Below are 18941 nucleotides of genomic sequence, written 5' to 3'. Positions count from 1 at the left end.
GCTTTACAATCAAAAAATATACAAGGTTTAAATGTTGACTGAGGAATATATATGAGTAAAAAACTACTGTGCATTATTGTGTTATCTTTATTCGTAAAACCATTAATGGCAGAGCCTAATGAGCAACAACCAAACTATGGATTTACAGCTACTTCAAATCAAGATGAAATATTTTTAGCAAAGTGCATGATATATCGAACTGCGCTTGAAAATTCGGATATGTCGACTCTTGAGACTTTTGTAGAGCCTGGACTACTAAAAAGCAAACCAGATGCAGTAAGAAGCTTATTAATGAAGACATCGAAAAAGTTTATCAAACGTATAAGTAAGGATGGTTATGAGCTTAAATCAATGATAATTGAACCTATAAATAACCCTAACTATGCGACTGTAGGGACGCTGTGGGATGCTCGAGCTGCAAAGTCTTCAGGGAATGGCGCCTGTGGTTATACCAAATTAGCTAATGGTACTTGGCGGATTAATCCAAGTACCTGTTAGCCTTTTCTTATCACAATATGGCCCTGCTAATTAATTGTTCGTGGGGCTTTTATGGATGTTGTTTTTCTAAGCTTGAGCCCGCAGTTTTGTTACTCTCTTATCAAGAATATACACAAGTTAATGATAGATAATTCAGATAATAGCTGCGACACCCATGATTATTGGCTTTGAAAAATGGATTATGATTATTTAACCGTTAACTCACTAAATCAGAATTATTTTTGGCAAAATCGTTAATGATTTCATAGGAAGCTGACTGCTTCCGCAGATGAATAAGCCGACTAAGGAGCAGGATGTTTAGCAAGACAGCAGGGACGTTATTGAAAAGTCAGTCATCATTTTCAATTATTTCAGCATTTGAAAAAATGAAGTGGGTATTTTTATTTTTAAATCTTATTCATCTCGTGCTGGAATCAATTTTATTTACCCTTTCAATTGAATCGCTTGGGCGTGTAATCATTAGCACATTACTGATGTTGATAGCCTTTAGTTATCAATATCGTTGGTGTTTTAATACTTCACGCAAGGTGCTGACACAATTTCATGGTTTCAAACTCGGTAATATTGCTTTTTATACGATTTCGCAGCGGGAGTTTGATTACGCGAATATTAAAAATATCGAGCTAAAAGAAGTCCATAACGCTAAAAAAGTGATATTGCACCTTAAAGATGCTCAACATACTCAGCCCTCTAAGCAGGCTTCAATATCGCTTAAAGTGAAGTCCAGTAAGATACCTTCTGTGGTGCAACAACTTCGCACAAATTTATTATCCCAAGGTATCAATGTTATTGGTCAATTTGGTAGTGAAAACAGTAAAGAGTGGCCTAGCTTTGGCTCTGTGGCGCTTGACCAAGATACTGTAAAGGCTTTTATTGGCATTAACTTATTTAACAGTCCAGTCAAGCGACAATTTCCGGTTACGTTATTTATGCTACCGTTGCCTTCGCAGTATTTTCATCGAGTTTGGATCCCCAGTTATATCAGTTGCATGATTGCTTTGTTTATTATCTATTCTAGTCAGAATTTCATTGCTGCTATTGTCGTGGGTCTATTTGGCGCCGGTATATCGGCAGTGAGAAGGAAGCTGATTTGTGATGAATATTATGCTTTTGGTGCATCTCCTATTACCGAAATTGTCATCAGTGAAGAGTATTTAGATATACCTGCTGTCTATTTTAAAAACAAACAAGCTAAGCAGATAAAGAAAACTGATATTCAATCAATTGATATTGAATGGAATTGGTATAAAAGCCATAGCGGAGAGCTTAATGACAGATACCGCGAGCCTTATGTGTTTAACCTGAATATCGATGTTGAAAATGACAGCAGCTTGGCATTAGCAGGTCAGTCATTTGATAGTGAAAAATTCGTTATCGCTTTATGTGAGCTGGGTTATAGCGCCACACTGACACAAATCCCTAAAACCCCGATGGTTTGGCGGTATTATATATTAGGCCCACTTGTCGTGTTCCTTATAGGGGTGATCGGCTATGGGCTTTATATGGCTTATTTTCGTTTGATTGCTTAAGAACTTACTGCCCTAAAACAGCATGGCTATCCATAGTTTCTAAATAACATTTTCACCCTAAATTGTTGCCATCATAGACTAAGTTTATGTTGCTCTGGATGCTAGAATTCATATTAAATTCCTGATAGTAATGCAAAAGTAAGTGCCACTATTGTTTTTCTGACAATGCTATGGTGTGCTCACTTACATTGGAAGTGACACTTATTACTACCACACATATTCCCGAGGTCGTTAAGTCTGAACCAGTCGATATTTATTAATAATAGAGGGGAATTTTTAGTCTATATTATAGGTGTTATTGAGTTATTCATTGCACTCAGCTTCTCTGCGGTAAACGCTATCGATATTTAAATGAAAAAGCATTATGTTGTTTTATCAAGCAATGGGTTACTTGATCATGATGATTAATCGAAGTAAAAATGCTGTAGGTTGAAATTAAATATGGATAAATGGGGTCTGTTACTGAGTTATTGAAAATGTCTCACAATTAAGGGTTTAAAGATGGTTCTGAAGTTAACGAATGTCGTCAAACATGTTTTATTGAGCTCCACCCTAGCCGGGTTGTTTACGGTATCAGTATTTGCGCAAGAGATTAATGTTCTTGATCAAAACGGTAAAGGGCTTGAAAACATGGTGGTGTATTTATTACCCAAGCATTCTGTTAGCGCTGAAGGCGTTGATAACAACAAAAAAGCTGAAGTCCATCAAGTTGATAAACAGTTCTCACCTTATATTACCGTGGTGCAAAAAGGTAAAGATGTTGTGTTTGTGAATGAAGATGATATTACTCACCACATATATTCTGCACTTGGGCCTAAACGATTTTCATTTAAACTACGCACGGAACAACAGCAACAAATTATCAATTTTGAACAAACCGGTCATGTGTCAATGGGGTGTAATGTTCATGATTGGATGTCTGGGCACTTGTTGGTGGTAGATACTCCTTTCTATGGGATAACTGATAAGCAAGGTCGAGTGAATTTTGACCACATTGCCGATGATGAATATCAAGTTGTTGTTTGGCACCCACAACTTAACATGCCGAATAATCAAATGTCTCAAACCAGGCTGTTAGTCGCCTCTCAAGCGCAAGTTGTGCTGATAAATGTTGTTGCCGATTTTGATGATATTCCAGAACAACGTAGTCTTGATGAATTTGAATTTTTAGAAGGATACTAACATTGCGTTTTTTAAACCGCCTTCAAACCCGAATTTTTGCTTTTTTTGTACTGTTACTGTTTGCAGTGCAGTTAATGTCTTTTTGGTTAACTTATCAGTCAAACCAGCAGCTTGAAGATCAACATGTATCTAATCAATTAGCTGTTGCGGGGTTAGTGTTTGAATCGCAGTTTAATAACCGAAATAACTATCTAGCGGCGTTTGCAGAAACGGCCGCGAAGGATTTTGGGCTTAAAGAAATTTTTATCGATGGAGACAGTCGCAGCTTTCTGGTGGCATTAAATAATCATCGTAAACGTATTGATGCCTCGTTAGCCATTGCGGTGTCAGCCGAAGGTAAAGTGATTGGTCAGTTAGTGGCTAAAAAAAATGACCAAGGTAAAGAGCAAGTTGAATTAGGGTCTGAGCAAGGTAAGGATTTTAGATATCAACTCGATTCGGAATTTCAGCAACTGAGTCCATTTTATCTATTAGATGGCAAGTTATATCAAATCAAGTTTTCTGTGCTGACTAGTGGTGGTAGTAGCGTTATTGGTTGGGTCGGTTTTGGCTTTATTATTGATGATGTATTAGCGAATTCATTACGCCAACTTACCGGATTAGACAGCGGCTTTATGCTGAACGCTGACAGTAAAATGAAAGATATTGGTCATTCAGGTTCGGCATTAACATTGACAGAACAATCGGTATTAGCGCAATTTATTGAAAAAGATCAACGTAACAGTGATTACATATTGTGGCAGCAGTCTTTAGGCGATGTGCAAGGTGCTTCATTACACGCTTATATGTATAAATCTCGCTCTGATCTGCTCGCGGCTTTGCAATCGCAATGGTTACAACAAATTGGCTTACTGTTGCTGATGGTGCCATTTTCACTTCTATTGGCATTTATTATTTCGGGCAGTATTACCCGTCCCATCAAACAGCTGATTGAACAAGCCAAGTTTATTGCGAAAGGGAATTATGACTCACAGGTGACGGTGGATTCCAGTGTTGAACTGACTCAACTTGCTAGTGAGTTTACCGTGATGCAGCAAGCAATTTTAAAGCGTGAACGGGAAATTGCCCATCAAGCATTTCATGATCCGCTGACTAATTTACCCAATTTAAACGAACTTGAACGGGTTAGCGCTACCTGGCTAATGAGCCACTCTACCATGGCGATTTGCTTAATTAATATTCGCCGGTTAACCGATGTAAATGTCACGTTAGGTCATGCCGTGGGTGACGATGTGATTAAAGAAGTGGCCAGACGATTGTGTGTAATGAGTCCAAAAGCATTAGTGTGTCGATTGTCAGGCGATGAGTTCGTGCTGGCATTTGAATCTTGTGAGCAACATTCATTTGAGGTGTTTTTAAATCAACTTCAACAACAAATTGGTCAACCTTATCAATTTCAAGATGTAATATTGAGCCTACAATTTACTGCAGGAGTGAGCTTTTATAAGCAAGATGCCAGCTTAGTCACATTATTACGTCATGCCGATACTGCACTGCAATATGCGAAAAAGAACAAACTTGATTATCAAATCTATGATGCCAATATTGATAAAAACACCCTCGAACGATTTCAGCTTATTAATGAGTTAAAGTTAGCCATTGAGCAAAATGAACTGGTGCTTTTTTATCAACCAAAGTTACATTTAGCCAGTCAAAAAGTGACTCATGTAGAAGCGCTTGTACGTTGGATGCACCCCAAAAAAGGACTTATCCCACCGGACACGTTTATTCCTATCGCTGAAAAAACCATGCAAATGAATTCACTTACTCGCTGGGTTATCAATGAAGCGATTGCCCAATATTTGCGTTGGCAGCAAATGGGCATTGAAATATCTATAGCAGTGAATATTTCGGCTGAAAATTTAAAAGACGAGCAGTTTTGTCATTGGGTGATTAATGTATTGGCAAAAAATAATGTGCCCGTATCAGCAATGACCCTAGAAATAACCGAAGATGCAGTAGTGTCAGACCCTGAGCAAGCGGTGAAACAGTTAAATATGCTGCGTGAAAATGGTTTAAAATTATCTATTGATGATTATGGCACTGGTTACTCGTCTTTAGCGCAATTAAAGCAGTTGCCTGTGGATGAGCTTAAAATAGATAAATCATTTGTGTTAAAACTCATGCAAGATGAATCAGATCAAATAATTGTGCGCTCGACACTTCAATTAGCGCATAGTTTAGGTTTAACTGTGGTTGCCGAAGGGATAGAAGATAAACCGACGCTAGATTGGCTGACTGAGCTGAAATGTGAAATGGGCCAAGGTTTTTATCTTTCACGGCCTTTACCTGCAGAACAATTTAACCAATGGCTTATGGCTTCACCGTATCAAAAGGAAACATCCGATCATTAACAGATTCTTAGCCACCATTATGCTTTGCCTTTTATTACCAACAGTCGGCAAGGCAAACGAGATAGAACATGACATATCTGGCATTGTTGATGTGCGCTTAAGCTATGGCGACACAATCCAGTCCTATGTTGATGGTGGCCTGGGTAAGTTCCGGTTTAGTCCAAATGAAACCCTATCGTTAGGCCAGCTAGGCGGTAGCCTTAACAGCCAGTGGAGTGAAAGTTGGTCGAGTCATATTGTTGTAAATGCATATGCAGACGGGCTGGAAAATACTATTGGTTTTACCGAGGCTAGATTGCAGTACCGTGATATTCCGAATGAAAATGGGATTAGATTGAGCGCCGCATTTGGCTTAATGTATCCACAAATTTCAATGGAAAATATTGCCACGGCCTGGTCATCGCCTTATACCTTAAGTTATTCGACCATGAACAGTTGGATAGGCGAAGAAGTCAGGCATTTAGGCGCAAGTTTTACCGTTGAAACATTAGGGAAGTATCGACAATCCAAACATGATTTTTCACTGACCAGTGAGTTAATTAGTTCAAATGACACAACAGGTGCCATGTTAGCGTGGCATGGTTGGACTCAAAGCTCTAGGCAATCACTTCATCAGCAACGTTTACCAATTACCGCTATTCCTGCTATGGCCGAGGGGGGCAAACTCGCGGCACAAGCACCAGAATCTAATCCCTTTATCGAACTGGATAACCGAGTCGGCGGCCATGTAGTCGCTAAATGGACATGGCTTGAACAGGGTCAAGCTCAGGTGGGGTATTACGATAATAATGCCAATACCCTTATTGTCAAAAAAGGTCAGTATGTTTGGCATACTCGTTTTAGTCACATAGGTACTAAATGGCGTTTACCATATAATATTGATTTTATAAGTCAATTTATGACAGGTAGCACCTTAATGACATCAACACTTGGTGAGCCAGTTGTCGATAATGATTTTGCATCATTTTATGGTTTATTCAGTAAAAAGTGGCAAAGGCACCGATTAACTGCAAGGTTTGAAGACTTCAGTGTTACCGACAGAGATAGCACCCCTTATGATGATAATAACGAACAAGGGCATAGCATTACGCTAGGGTATCAATATCAAATCGATCGGCCCTGGTTTTTGCATCTTGAGTATAATTATCTGGATACAACCCGAGCAGCACGGGCTTATTTAGGTGAGTCAGTAGACTTGCAGGAACAACAGGTTCAGCTGGCAACGCGGTATTTTTTTTGAGGTATTTAAAAATATACTTGATTGAGTTTTTATTAATTATTTAATTGAGAGTAAAGGTTTTTATATCGCATACTCGAGATACATAATTTTATACGTAGTAACTGACACAGTTGCTATCAGAATTTAGGAATTAAAGGATTAATATAAATGGAATTTGTAAGAAACACTCTCATGGTGGCTGCACTCGCCACAATCAGTTTTGCATCATCGGCAGGTAACCAAGCGGCTATCAAATCATTCGATGCTAAAACGTTACCGATAACAGAACGCAGCCAAGTAATAACCAATAAACAGTTAGCACTAATGGAAGAGTTTAATGAACTGGCGCAAGCGCGCACTAGTGCTGTAGGTGTGTTTAAAAGCGGTAAAGTACAGCAGTTGCAACAGCTCGGTGAGCAGACTCTGGTTGAGGCCAATAAGTTTGTTGAAGAGTATCAGATTTTTTTAAGCCAACTGCCAGAAACATCTACCTGTTACGCGCCTGAAAATGTTACCGAATACCAACGTATGATTGCTGAGCTGACCGAGGCGAATTCAGCATTAAGTCAAACCGCTTTATCGGTAGGTGATGATGAGGTGGGCGCTACTATGGCGCTGCTAAACCTGCAAATGCATGCAGGAAGAATAAGTGCATTAGTACAAATGTTTCAGTTAGTAAAAGTGTGCTACATGACAGATGCTATGGGGCTAACTAAAGCAGATGTAGAACGCCAAAGGGCTGAGAAAAATAATTAGTCTATTTCAATATCAAGTCATTAAGCGATGATAAAAGCCCAACAAATAAACATATAATGATGTCTATTTATTGGGACTGCATAAGTCGTTTTAGTTTATAGATGTTAGATTTAGATGTTAGCTGTAAGAGTGTGAATTCAGCTTGTTATCCCGCAATGAGGTTATTTGACATCTGAACGTAAGACGAGTTCAACTCGACGATTTTTATGTCTTCCGGCTTCATTTAGGTTATTTGCAACTGGGGCATATTCTCCAATACCTTTGGCTTCTAGCTGTGATACAGGGATAGAAAATTGTTGCTGCAAAATGCTTTTAACCGCCGCGGCGCGTTTTTCTGATAAAGTGTAATTGTATGCTTGGCTGCCTTGGTCATCTGTATGACCAATAACATAGAACTGTTGTTTTGGGTGACTTTGTAGATATTGGGCAACCACTTTAATCACATCTATGGTTTCAGCTTCTAGTTCATCACTATCAAATTTGAAGATAAGTCCTTCTAGCGCCACATGACCGGTTTCTGCAAGCTTATTGGTTAACCCTTCCAAATCAATTGCGACCCTTTTGTCGTTAAGGTCTGTTTGTTCAATAATGCGGATTTCAGCTGATAAACCGTTGTTATATCCAATCACAAACGTCATGACCTGAACATTACCCTGTGGTCTTTGCAATTGATATAAACGGTAGCGCTGGCTGTCATCCATGCCATTTGATTTTAATAATTTCATATGGCGATAAAGCTGGCTTGTTTTACCACAAGCTTTAGCTAAGCAGCTATATTGTTCTATAAAGCCGAGTTGCTTTAATGCATTTTGATAGTTTGCATCAACCTCGAATTCAGAATAACCACGTGGCAGGGTGTAACCAATATCGGTGATTCTACCTTGGTAGGTTTTAACTTGATGTTGTTTGTCCAGAATGCCTGTTACCAGCGATGTTTCACCAAATTCCACCTGCTGATATTCATCAATATATGCCCCTGGAATACGGGTTAGCATAGGATGGTCCTTGGTGTTTTTTTGGTCTTTATGGCTTAAGTCGGCAAATTTTTTCTGAATAATATCCGTGCCTAGGTAAGCTTGATTAATGTTAAGTAGGTCTAAAGGCTCTTCAATCACTTCAATAATGTCTAATTGAACGTGAGTCGCGCGTTTCCAGTTCATGGCATACACAGAAACATAAAGCTGTTTTTGAGCCAATTGGATCTTAGCGGTTATCAATGACGGTTCATCTTTTGGAGTGGTATCTAACGGCGAAATGAATCGTGCTAAATCATCCTGATCAAAACAGTTAGGTGTATGACATTCAAAAATAACTTGCCCATTGAGTGCGTTAATTTGTTGTTTATAGTTATTAATGAGGTTTTGTGGCGAAAATGAAACGGGTAATTGATAATTAATTCTGCTCAGTTGCCCCTTTACCACTTGGCTATCAATGTTAGCCTTGCTAATTTGGGTGATAATGTCATAGGCGATGAAGTTTCTGGTTTCCGTTTTAGTTTTGCTCACTTCTTTAGGGGGACTAAACAAGGTGTCATTTTGTGTCGCTGCCGCGATTGATGGTGAAATAGCGATTAATGTAAATATGAATAGTAACTTTATAGACATTTTGTCCCCTGTAGACGATTTAAGTGAGAGATAGTTGTCGGGTTAGATAAAAATATGTTGCTCAAGTTTTTATATCTTTATCCAGCCAATGCAAATAATTGACCACGACTTTTAATTTTGGTTTTTTTATATATATTCTGCACATGCATTTTGACCGTGTTTATCGAAATGCCTAGCCTGTGAGCGATTTCTTCATTTGAATGCCCATCCCAAATAAACCCTAGTATTTGTTGCTCTTTTTTGGTTGTAAGCGCCAAAATTTTGGTGCGATTGGTGAACGAAGGTAAGCGCTTTTTTTGTAATACATAACGTGAAATAGCTTTATGGCTAAAACTTATCTCTTTCGCTTGTACTTGTTTAATAGAATTTATTTTATCTACAACAGAATCATCAGCTTGCATGTTGCAATGAAATCCCGATGAGATAAAGGTGACTTCCAGTTCTGTCGTTAATTTAGGGCAGATTGCGATATGTAGGTGTGTATTGAGTAAGTCGCTGTCTATGTGTTGAAGTGATATTAGTGGGGACTCGAAATAATGCACGATTATATGCATATCTTTAGGGTTAGGCTCAAGGGTGTTTAATGTATTTTTAACATCATCTGAGTGAGACTGAATTAAATTTAATGCCAGTAAATTTGAAATATGAAAAAATTGATTGGTTTGCTGTAGCGGTAAATCAATTGTAATAATATTCTGTAAAGACATTGAACAATCCTTGTAAAAATATAATTTGCAGTCATTGCAAAAGAAATCCTTCATTAGGTTAACATATTTTTAAGCCAGTTAAATAGTGTTTTAACCCCCAATGTTATTGAGTTTTCGCTTTGAATAATCATGCCGATGTAAATAAAAATGACAGGGCCATCTTATGAGTACTTAACCTTAAAGCCAGCCTTTAACAATTCCCCAAGCATAGGTGTATTATGATGGCTTATTTTTGTTTTCCAATAATGCTTGCCCTGGCGGGCTCGGCTGGTATTTAGTTGGTCAGGAAGTGAATTATAAGGTGAAGTAAGGCTATGGCGTTGGGCGTATAAAATAACCCCATTTTTTGCGGTTTATTGTTATGAATTGGGGTCAGTTTTTGCTAATCATTGAACAGCGCATTGTTGTATATCTGGCGCTTTAATGTTGCGGGGTGGTTGTTTTTTTGTTTCTACCTTGGTTTGAATGAGTGAATTGGTTAAATATCCGCTCAAAAGTAGTCGAATTAAGCAACATGATATATTATCGCAAACCTGTATCGGTGTTATATACATACCTTCCTTTATCGACATATTTTTTTCATATGTTCGTCGTATAAAATCACCACCATAATATGATTTTATTAAACAATTATCATCCAAAAACCATTTAAGGATAAGAGTGGAACGATGAAAGAATGGTACTTCTCAAATAATGGCGAACTTAACGGACCATTAGGCTTAGCTGAATCAATCAAGTATGTAAAAACCAATCCAAACACTTATGCATGGCATCCTTCCTATGCTTATTGGATGCCAGTGAGCGATATTGCCGATTTTGAAATGACAATAACACCGCCACCATCTCCTATTGAAATTCCGCTTGAGCTTATTGAGAGTTTTTTAGTAAAAGAGAAAGAACTTAATACAGCTTTGAGTCGGATTGAAACTACTTTGCAAGTTATTGGTGTTTCAATGAGTGATTTAGATCGCGACACGATTAGCTGTAAGAATAAGACCCAAAACTTAAATGAGCAGGTTAAGGCGACTATTAGAGCGGTTAATGAGCAGTATGAAGCCTTGCAGAAAGCCCTGGCTGGCGTCTCTAGTTCACATACTTAATAACTAATAAAAGAATAATAAATATGAATACGTGGTTTTTTTCAAAAAAAGGCGATGTTACAGGCCCTTTAACAACAACTGAAGCAATAGCATTTGTTAAAAATGATGCGAACTGTTATGGATGGAACCCACATTTTACTCAGTGGAAGCCAGTTGGTATGATTGCTGAGTTTGACGAATATGTCTCTGCTATTACACCTCCAGCACAAGTACCTCAATCACTAGTTGATGATTTTATTACTAAAAAGAACAAACTCGAGTTAGACATTGTATCGATGGACGACAATATCAAGTTTACTAAAACTTATTTGTACGAACTTGAGCAAGAAATCAATATTTACAAACGCTTGACCAATAACTTAAGCGACGATATGAAGGGGAATATTATTCCTTATACGCAAAACTATAATAATTTTAATCGGATATTTGATGAATTAGTGGCAGCTTTAGTTATTGCAAAAAGTGAAATTAATGAAGTTGTTTTAGAATTTGATCAACGTGTGGCACAAAGAAAAGCTGAAACGTTGGCAAGTCTTTCAATATCCGACAAAATCGTTGCAGATTCTCAAAGTGATGTTGTTGATGTGATTACACAACCACTTAATGCGACAACAAGTTTAGATCCGGTTGCTCAATCGCCTAAGAAGTCTGGCGTAACTAATATGCTTAAATCAGTGTTCAAAGGTGATTCAAAAAAATTGAATCCCTTAGCTGAAATCAGCATCAAAACAACTGATACTCCACTCGTAAAAAGCGCTATCACCGACGATAATTCTGAAGCTAAAGATGAAGTCGTTAAAGATGAAAAGCAAGCTGCTCCCCATTATTGGAACATGCTGAACGCGCCCCGCACAATCTATTAACCTGAGCAATGCTGCCGTTATTATGAGTGTTAAGATTGCCGTAAAATAAATTATCGGCAATCTTAATCTTGCTTAACTCATATTAACTTTTACAAAAGGATTGTAGCATTGAGTTACTGACACGGTTTAATACCATAACTTAGTCATTAACATAGCTCATTTGTTAATAACTAAGCTTTGAATTATTAAAGAATAAAATAAATATAACGATCAATTATATTGATGAGCTATTTTTTATGATTTGATTCTTTAGTTAATTTGCCTTGGCTTTGTTCCACATTTGCTTATAGGTATTACGTGTTCTTGAGCTCAGTGGACGCCATAAATACTGCTCTGAGAAAAATGTTTCATCGCCTACTCTGGCATCCTTAACCAACTGAGGGTCAAGTAACTTGGCCGTTTCACCGTTAACTATGATTGAACCGTACATTTCTAATATGCGCTTTTGCACTGGCTCGCTGATCATAAAGTCTAATAATAGATAGGCGGCATCTAGTTTTTCGCCATTGAGGTGCTTACCTATGGCTAAGGTATCTAACCACACAGTTTGGCCTTCTTTTGGGGTAGCCAATTTCCAATTCTGTCCGCTTTGATTGGCTGCAGCAACGCCAAACCAATAGGTTGTAACCAGCTCTAGATCTTTCATGCGTTCTACATCAGCCATCCCGCCCCAAAATGAGTCTGCATTTTGTACTAGGCTATCTAATTTTGCTTGTACTTTAGGCCTATCTAATGTTGCAGTATCTATGTCATAAAATGATTCAGGTGGATAACCTAATACCAATAGAGTGGTATAAATATTGGCTTCAAATTGATCACCTGTGATGGCGTATTTGCCTTTGTTTTCTGGTTGCCATAGGACTTCCCATGACTTAGGTTCATCCCGCTTAGCCGCATTGTAAGCCAGGCCATATGAGCCTCCTAACAAAGGTACTGAATATTTTTCTCCTTTAAATTCATCGTATTGGCTGGTCCTTAATGAACCAAGTACTTTAGAATAGTTGGTCAGTCTACTGAAATCTATCGGCTGAAGAACTTGAAGTAATCTGTCTTGATTCATCTTGTAGTAATTGTGGGTAGGGGTAGTAACATCCGCAGCACTGGCTCGCATCTTGTTGAAAATAAGCTCAGGGTCTGTGATGTAGGGGTCCATAATATTTAACTCCACCTCCATTCCTTTTGTTTTGGCATAGGCCTTAAAATCCTCTTTAAACGGACTTATGTAGCCCTCCCATTCTAGTACGTTAAGAGTTACAGCTAGGATATTTGTCGACATCAACAGACCTACTATCAACAGGATGTGTACTTTTAAGTATTTACCTACTTGCATAATGTGTGTCCTTATCTAGCTTCGTGTTTTGAGAGTAGCGAATGTTAGTAAGTGTGAGTACGTCTAAAGACGTACATCATGTGCTTTAAGGATTGCTCATAAAAGGGACTTTAGCCAGTTTGGGATTGGTTTTATATTCCATATATAGCCGTAATCGTTGCTAAGTGATTGTAGTGATAACGAGAAATTATTTTAGCCTTGTGGCATTCGTGTACGGTACTTGTATGAGGTGGAGATTAGTAGGGTTATTGCGGGTTAGCTTGCAGATAATAATAGTTTCATTTCTGGCTTAAATGCGTCTTACTTTTTACTGCAATCGAGTTTTATTTAGAACAACAAATCTAATTGGTCAGATTTGTTGTCACTGTGTTGGCGTAAATTTATTTCAGCGAGCTCATTTGGTTTAACGGCTTCTTTTAAGGTGTTGTAAAGTGCGACCGCGAGCTCAGGTGCTTGAAGATTATCAGGAGTATGAATAAATATATAAGGCTGCTTTCCTTCTCTTATCCATTGCGCAAGCTTAATTCGCCAGCGTTGAAAAAAGGCCTGGTTGATTTGTGAGTCACATTGGCCAATAAAGCGCACCACAGGTTGATGAGCGGTTGCAATAGGATGAACAGGGACTTGAGGCTTTTTACCTTGTGCATCAATTAGCGCTGGATTATCTGCTTTTGCGGCAAATAGCGGCCGACTATCCATAATAATACGATTGCATTGATACGCTATTAATAGTCGGTTTAACGCTCTTTCATGCTCGCCTTTGTTGAAAAATGCCCAGTGACGAACTTCTACGCCATAGGTAAAATCCTTGGGTAATTGTTGTAAAAATCTCTCAAGAGCTGGCAACGAGCTAGGACCAAACTTTGCTGGAAGCTGAATTTTCCACATAGCGGTTTTGTCAGTTAACGGCTCCATCACATTAAAAAAGTGGATTAACTCTGCTTGAGCATGTTGTAACTGTAAGTCATGGGTGATTGTTTTTGGCAGTTTAAAAGTAAACCTAAAATCCTCTGGTACAGCATCTCGCCAGTTCATTACTGTCGGGGATGTTGGTAGGGCATAAAAAGTGGTATTGCCTTCAACGGTATTAAATATTTGTGCATATCTTTCTAACCGTGCCGATACTGGTGCATCGCCATACACGCTTTGCTTCCACTGTGTTTGAGACCACATGGCTAAGCCCAATCTTAGTAAAGGTTCGGTATTCATTTGTAGCCACCTTCATTTCAAGATAATAAATTTATACCCAGCAGGCTTGGTGCCACTAGCTGTATTAAATTTACGTTTTATCAGCGCAAGATTTAAAGTGCAAAATTGAGCTTACCGTTCACAGTTGAGCTCAAGTATTTGAATTTATCAATTTTCACGGTAATTTATAAATCTCTTAATTGTAAGTTGAGCAGAGTGACTTATTAACCCGCCTTAGTAAAATGGGCATTTATGACCTTTTTTCACCACAAACTAATAAAAAGACACTTCTTATCATTTATCCATCTATCTCAACACTACCGCTATCTGATAAAATGCCTCGGCGATTTCATGTTATATTATCGCGCGGAACATTGCTGACATGTTGTCAGTGTTTTGGTTTTCACCGGAGTGATTGTGTCAGATCCAAACCTAGATATGAAGTTTGATAATTATCGGCCTCAATCTTCTCAACAAAAGCAAAAAGCTAACTCTAGCCGCAGAGGTAAACTGCTGTTTATCTTGCTTTTCATCATTTTATTAGTGGCTGTTAGTGTTTTTGTTGCGTTTGAAGTTAAAACCTCCCATTACCAATCTAAATTAGTTCATCATTATGGCACACAGCTGACTTATCAAGTTGTTCCTTTTGCTACCGACAAAGTTATTTATCCAAAGTATGGCCCGTTTGATATCCGTCATGGCTATACTAAGTTACCCCAATATATTGATAAGCTAGTTAAAAATGGCTTCACTATCGAGCAGCAAGCTAGCTTTTCGCCTATGTTAATGGACTATACCGAATATGGTTTTTTTCCGCCTTACCATGAAAAAGCACAATCTGGTTTAATTATTCAAGATTGTCGTAATCAAGCTGTATTCGATGCTCTGTACCCTAGTCGTGCGTATCAAGACACCGACATGATCCCCAGTGAAGTGGTTAATACATTACTTTTCATTGAAAACCGTGAGCTTTGGAACCCTGAGCCTAACCACAACCCTGTGATTGATTGGCCTCGATTTGTGGTTGCTGGTATTACCCAAATTGCCGAAAAAGCTGGCTTGAATATGTCAAATGCTGGTGGCAGTACTTTAGCGACCCAAATTGAAAAGTTTCGCCACTCTGAATTCGGTTTAACCTCTAGTATTGAAGATAAGTTATTGCAAATTGGTTCGGCGATGATCCGCGTTTATCAGCAAGGTGAAAATACCCTTGCCGCCAGGCAGCGTATTGTTCAAGATTACTTAAATACTGTGCCCCTGTCATCTGCGCCAGGCTTTGGTGAGGTTCACGGTATTGGCGATGGTTTGTGGGCCTGGTTTAAAACCGATTTTAATCGAGCCAACCGATTACTGCTGTCAGGACATGATCCCGCTACTGCTGCTGAGCGTGGGCAAGTGTTTCGACAAATTGTCGCCTTAATGATTGCACAGCGTCGTCCATCATATTACTTACTAAAAGGTCATGATGACTTAGAAGTGCTGGTAGACAGTCATTTGCGCTTGCTGGTTAGCTATGCATTGATTGACCCTAAGCTAATGAACTCGGCTATGCAACAACAGCTGCAGTTTGATCGACGCAGAGGCCATCCAGATAATCCTAACAACAAGGGCGTTAATGCGGTTCGCATTAGAACCGCGAGCATGTTGTCGAGCAGTTTATTTGACTTAGACCGCTTAGACTTAACGGTTAACAGTACCTTCCATGGTGATTTACAACAGCAAGTGGGTGAGTACTTACGTAGCCTTGGTCAGCAAGAATACGCCCAAAAGGTGGGGTTGTTAGGTGAGCGATTACTGACCCCTGAACAGCTCCCTAATGTACTTTATAGTTTTACCCTATTTGAAAAGCATCAAGGTGCTAATCGAGTCCGGGTACAAACAGACAGTACCGATCAACCTTTTGATATTAACGAAGGCAGTAAACTCGAGTTAGGTTCTACTGCTAAATTAAGAGTATTAGCGACATATCTGGAAATTATTGCAGAATTACAGCATCGCTTTGAAGATAAAACTGTCACCGATTTATATCGAATCGATGTTGAACCCAAAGATAAAATCACCCGTTGGGTGGTCGATTATTTAATTGAAACCCGTGACCGTAATTTAACGCGTATGTTAAATGCGGCGCTTGAAAGACGCTATTCGGCATCGGCGTATGAACGCTTTTTTACCGGCGGTGGTTTGCATGTTTTCAGTAACTTCCAAAAGAAGGAAGACAGCAGAAATCCAACTTTATATGAAGCCTTGCAAGACTCAGTTAACTTGCCGTTTGTACGTTTGATGCAGGATATTGTTAACTATAGTAGTAGCTATAATAGTGAAGGTAGCATGGCGCAATTACTGCGCAATGATAAAGACCCTCGCCGTGAGGAATACTTAAAAGCGTTTGCGAAACGAGAAGGCAGCACCTTTGTACGACGCTTCTATCGCAAGTATCAGTCATTATCACCAGAACAAAGATTAGCGACATTTTTCAATGGTGTACAAGCCAGCGAACATCGACTTAGTGCGACGTACCGCTTCCTACAACCTTACAAAAGTGATCAGGATTTAAAGCTATTTTTAGCTGAAAAAATGCCTGATAAAGTCTTTAGTGATAAACAAATTAGCAGCCTATATAACAAGTATGGCTCAGATAAGTTTAATCTTGCCGATCAAGGCTATATTGCGCGGGTTCATCCACTAGAGCTGTGGGTGCTGAGTTATTTGAATGATTACCCTAGTGCCGGTATGACACAAGTGTTAGAAGACAGCCAAGCCACTTTGATTGAGGTCTATCGATGGTTATTCCGTACCCGCCATCAAAATGCTCGCGATAGTCGCATTAAAGTGATGTTGGAAGTTGAGGCTTTTTTAAGTATTCATCAACGCTGGCAGAGAATGGGATATCCATTTGATTTTATCGTGCCATCACTTGGCTCGGCCCTTGGCAGTTCTGGCGATCGTCCAGCAGCCTTAGCTGAACTAATGGGTATTATTCAAAATGACGGTGTGCGAGCACCCACAATACGGATAGAAGAATTACAATTTGCTTCAAATACGCCCTATGAGGTTAAATTAGCCAATAGTACCCAGCAACCTGTTCGAGTATTCAAGCCTGAGGTAGCAACCGCGTTGAAAAATGCGCTTGCCAATGTGGTAGAAAAGGGCACAGCAAGGCGATTAAACGGCAGCATTATCAATGTTGATGGTACTTTGGTTCGCCTAGGTGGCAAAACGGGCACAGGGGATAACCGCATCGCGACTGAAATTCGTAACGGACGTAAGGTGTCTTCAACTGCTATGAACCGAACTGCTACCTTTGTATTTTACCTGGGTGATAATTATTTCGGCACCTTAACCGCATTTGTGCCTGGGGCTAAAGCAGATGATTTTAGTTTTACCTCAGCACTGCCGTTACAAGTATTGAAGGGTATGCTGCCAATACTGACGCCGCAATTATTTAGCCAGCAGCCTTTATGTGTAGCAGAATCTACTGGTATTTAGTCGCGTTAAATAGTTGAAACAAGGTGAGCTGGAGGCGGGGTAATTCCCTCAAAACCGAGCAATAAAAAAGTCAGCGATTATTGCTGACTTTTTTATTGCGTAAACAGGCCATTAAAGCCAGCTTTACGACCTAGTGTTAAGCTTAGAATCAACGGAGACTATGCTCAACTTTATGCTACTAGCGATTATGCAAAAGCATCTTGTAATGACGGCACAACTTGTTTCTTACGGCTTAATACGCCGTCTAACCACACTTTGCCATCGACTGTCGGTTTGCCATAAGCACGTTCAGTTAAATCTTCACTGTCTGAAATTACTAACATTTCAGAGCCTTCTTTCATAATGTCTGTGAGCAATAACAACACACTATGACGATTGCCTTCTTGTTTTAATAAGGCAATATCAGCCACTAGATCGGCTTTAATGGCATCAAAAACCGCTAAATCAATCACTTCTAGCTGACCAATGCCCACTAGGTTACCGTTCATGTTGAAATCTTTAAAGTCACGCATCACTAAGTCGCGTGCCGGAGTACCTTCAACCGCAGACTTAACCTTAAACATATCCATGCCTAGGTCTTTAAAGTCTTCAATACCAGCAATCACCGCTAATGCTTCAACACAGCGAATATCCGCTGTAGTACAGGTAGGTGATTTAAAGATTACCGTGTCGCTTAAAATAGCGCACATCATAATGCCAGCGATATTAGCTGGAATTTCTACCTGGTAGAAATCAAACATCATTTTAATAATAGTGTTGCTGCAACCTACTGGGCGGATCCAACACTCTAGTGGTGTTGAAGTGGTTAAGTCGCCGAGTTTATGGTGATCAACAATACCGACAATCGTCGCCTGGGCAATATCGTCCGGTGCTTGAGTCACTTCAGAATGGTCAACAATATACACATCTTCGCCAGCGTAGCTGGTTTTATACTCAGGAGCGTCAAAGCCAAATTTGTCTAAAATAAAAGCCGTTTCAGGTGATAATTCACCTAAACGTGCTGCAATAGCAGGCTCACCAATTTGATTTTTTAAATAAGCTAACGCTATCGCACCACAAATTGAATCTGAATCAGGGATCTTGTGACCCACTACATACATTGACATTATAAAGGCTCCTGTAAAT

14 protein-coding genes are annotated in these 18941 nt (G+C 39.2%); 9 read left to right on the top strand and 5 right to left on the bottom strand.

Annotated elements, in window-relative coordinates; translation table 11 throughout:
* Window positions 1-51 precede the first annotated feature (51 nt).
* From ACRWQN_RS17370 to ACRWQN_RS17345, 6 genes are all read left to right on the top strand, one after another.
* Window positions 52-498 carry a hypothetical protein gene (locus ACRWQN_RS17370; RefSeq protein ID WP_432338308.1) on the top strand — a complete coding sequence of 149 codons (447 nt, stop codon included), beginning with the start codon at window positions 52-54 and terminating at the stop codon, window positions 496-498.
* A 293-nt stretch (window positions 499-791) separates the two neighbouring features.
* Complete coding sequence (locus tag ACRWQN_RS17365) at window positions 792-2027, top strand: hypothetical protein (protein ID WP_434939121.1); 1236 nt, start codon at window positions 792-794, stop codon at window positions 2025-2027.
* Between the two features lie 501 nt (window positions 2028-2528).
* Entirely contained in the window at window positions 2529-3209 is a 681-nt protein-coding gene (locus ACRWQN_RS17360; RefSeq protein WP_434939120.1) for a hypothetical protein, read from the top strand.
* Between the two features lie 2 nt (window positions 3210-3211).
* Window positions 3212-5563, top strand: coding sequence for an EAL domain-containing protein (locus tag ACRWQN_RS17355; protein ID WP_434939119.1), 2352 nt, complete (start codon window positions 3212-3214; stop codon window positions 5561-5563).
* Between the two features lie 19 nt (window positions 5564-5582).
* Window positions 5583-6803 carry a hypothetical protein gene (locus ACRWQN_RS17350; protein ID WP_434939118.1) on the top strand — a complete coding sequence of 407 codons (1221 nt, stop codon included), beginning with the start codon at window positions 5583-5585 and terminating at the stop codon, window positions 6801-6803.
* Window positions 6804-6950: 147 nt separating this feature from the next.
* On the top strand, window positions 6951-7538 hold the full coding sequence (locus tag ACRWQN_RS17345) for a hypothetical protein (protein WP_434939117.1): 588 nt from the start codon (window positions 6951-6953) through the stop codon (window positions 7536-7538).
* A gap of 161 nt (window positions 7539-7699) precedes the next feature.
* On the opposite strand, the gene ACRWQN_RS17340 is transcribed toward ACRWQN_RS17345, so the two are convergent.
* Together ACRWQN_RS17340 and ACRWQN_RS17335 are read right to left on the bottom strand one after the other, a co-directional pair.
* Window positions 7700-9142, bottom strand: a complete 1443-nt coding sequence (locus ACRWQN_RS17340; RefSeq protein ID WP_434939116.1) for a DUF4892 domain-containing protein — start codon at window positions 9140-9142, stop codon at window positions 7700-7702.
* A 77-nt stretch (window positions 9143-9219) separates the two neighbouring features.
* Entirely contained in the window at window positions 9220-9849 is a 630-nt protein-coding gene (locus ACRWQN_RS17335) for a helix-turn-helix domain-containing protein (RefSeq protein ID WP_434927134.1), read from the bottom strand.
* Window positions 9850-10517: 668 nt separating this feature from the next.
* Between ACRWQN_RS17335 and ACRWQN_RS17330 the strand changes: the two genes are divergently transcribed.
* Window positions 10518-10949 (top strand): DUF4339 domain-containing protein, encoded by a 432-nt coding sequence (locus ACRWQN_RS17330; RefSeq protein WP_434927133.1) that lies wholly within the window; start codon window positions 10518-10520, stop codon window positions 10947-10949.
* A gap of 23 nt (window positions 10950-10972) precedes the next feature.
* On the top strand, window positions 10973-11812 hold the full coding sequence (locus ACRWQN_RS17325) for a DUF4339 domain-containing protein (protein ID WP_434939115.1): 840 nt from the start codon (window positions 10973-10975) through the stop codon (window positions 11810-11812).
* Window positions 11813-12065: 253 nt separating this feature from the next.
* Here ACRWQN_RS17325 and ACRWQN_RS17320 read toward each other — a convergent pair whose 3' ends face one another.
* Together ACRWQN_RS17320 and ACRWQN_RS17315 are read right to left on the bottom strand one after the other, a co-directional pair.
* Window positions 12066-13142 carry an ABC transporter substrate-binding protein gene (locus ACRWQN_RS17320; RefSeq protein ID WP_434939114.1) on the bottom strand — a complete coding sequence of 359 codons (1077 nt, stop codon included), beginning with the start codon at window positions 13140-13142 and terminating at the stop codon, window positions 12066-12068.
* Window positions 13143-13469: 327 nt separating this feature from the next.
* Window positions 13470-14351, bottom strand: coding sequence for a DUF72 domain-containing protein (locus ACRWQN_RS17315; RefSeq protein ID WP_434939113.1), 882 nt, complete (start codon window positions 14349-14351; stop codon window positions 13470-13472).
* A 396-nt stretch (window positions 14352-14747) separates the two neighbouring features.
* Here ACRWQN_RS17315 and ACRWQN_RS17310 point away from each other — a divergent pair, with 396 nt between their 5' ends.
* Window positions 14748-17816, top strand: coding sequence for a transglycosylase domain-containing protein (locus ACRWQN_RS17310; RefSeq protein ID WP_434939112.1), 3069 nt, complete (start codon window positions 14748-14750; stop codon window positions 17814-17816).
* A gap of 185 nt (window positions 17817-18001) precedes the next feature.
* Here ACRWQN_RS17310 and ACRWQN_RS17305 read toward each other — a convergent pair whose 3' ends face one another.
* Window positions 18002-18922, bottom strand: a complete 921-nt coding sequence (locus ACRWQN_RS17305) for a manganese-dependent inorganic pyrophosphatase (RefSeq protein ID WP_226413374.1) — start codon at window positions 18920-18922, stop codon at window positions 18002-18004.
* Window positions 18923-18941 lie beyond the last annotated feature (19 nt).

The sequence above is a fragment of the Shewanella sp. HL-SH8 genome, from assembly GCF_051165765.1.
In the GTDB taxonomy this organism is placed as follows: domain Bacteria; phylum Pseudomonadota; class Gammaproteobacteria; order Enterobacterales; family Shewanellaceae; genus Shewanella; species Shewanella glacialimarina.
This window is presented reverse-complemented; position numbering and strand designations above follow the sequence as displayed.

What these genes read in the sequence shown, in the direction of transcription:
- ACRWQN_RS17370 (WP_432338308.1), top strand. Translation starts at nt 52, where the DNA reads ATGAGTAAAAAACTACTGTGCATTATTGTGTTATCTTTATTCGTAAAA.
- ACRWQN_RS17365 (WP_434939121.1), top strand. Translation starts at nt 792, where the DNA reads ATGTTTAGCAAGACAGCAGGGACGTTATTGAAAAGTCAGTCATCATTT.
- ACRWQN_RS17360 (WP_434939120.1), top strand. Translation starts at nt 2,529, where the DNA reads ATGGTTCTGAAGTTAACGAATGTCGTCAAACATGTTTTATTGAGCTCC.
- ACRWQN_RS17350 (WP_434939118.1), top strand. Translation starts at nt 5,583, where the DNA reads ATGCTTTGCCTTTTATTACCAACAGTCGGCAAGGCAAACGAGATAGAA.
- ACRWQN_RS17345 (WP_434939117.1), top strand. Translation starts at nt 6,951, where the DNA reads ATGGAATTTGTAAGAAACACTCTCATGGTGGCTGCACTCGCCACAATC.
- ACRWQN_RS17340 (WP_434939116.1), bottom strand. Translation starts at nt 9,142, where the DNA reads ATGTCTATAAAGTTACTATTCATATTTACATTAATCGCTATTTCACCA.
- ACRWQN_RS17335 (WP_434927134.1), bottom strand. Translation starts at nt 9,849, where the DNA reads ATGTCTTTACAGAATATTATTACAATTGATTTACCGCTACAGCAAACC.
- ACRWQN_RS17330 (WP_434927133.1), top strand. Translation starts at nt 10,518, where the DNA reads ATGAAAGAATGGTACTTCTCAAATAATGGCGAACTTAACGGACCATTA.
- ACRWQN_RS17325 (WP_434939115.1), top strand. Translation starts at nt 10,973, where the DNA reads ATGAATACGTGGTTTTTTTCAAAAAAAGGCGATGTTACAGGCCCTTTA.
- ACRWQN_RS17320 (WP_434939114.1), bottom strand. Translation starts at nt 13,142, where the DNA reads ATGCAAGTAGGTAAATACTTAAAAGTACACATCCTGTTGATAGTAGGT.
- ACRWQN_RS17315 (WP_434939113.1), bottom strand. Translation starts at nt 14,351, where the DNA reads ATGAATACCGAACCTTTACTAAGATTGGGCTTAGCCATGTGGTCTCAA.
- ACRWQN_RS17305 (WP_226413374.1), bottom strand. Translation starts at nt 18,922, where the DNA reads ATGTCAATGTATGTAGTGGGTCACAAGATCCCTGATTCAGATTCAATT.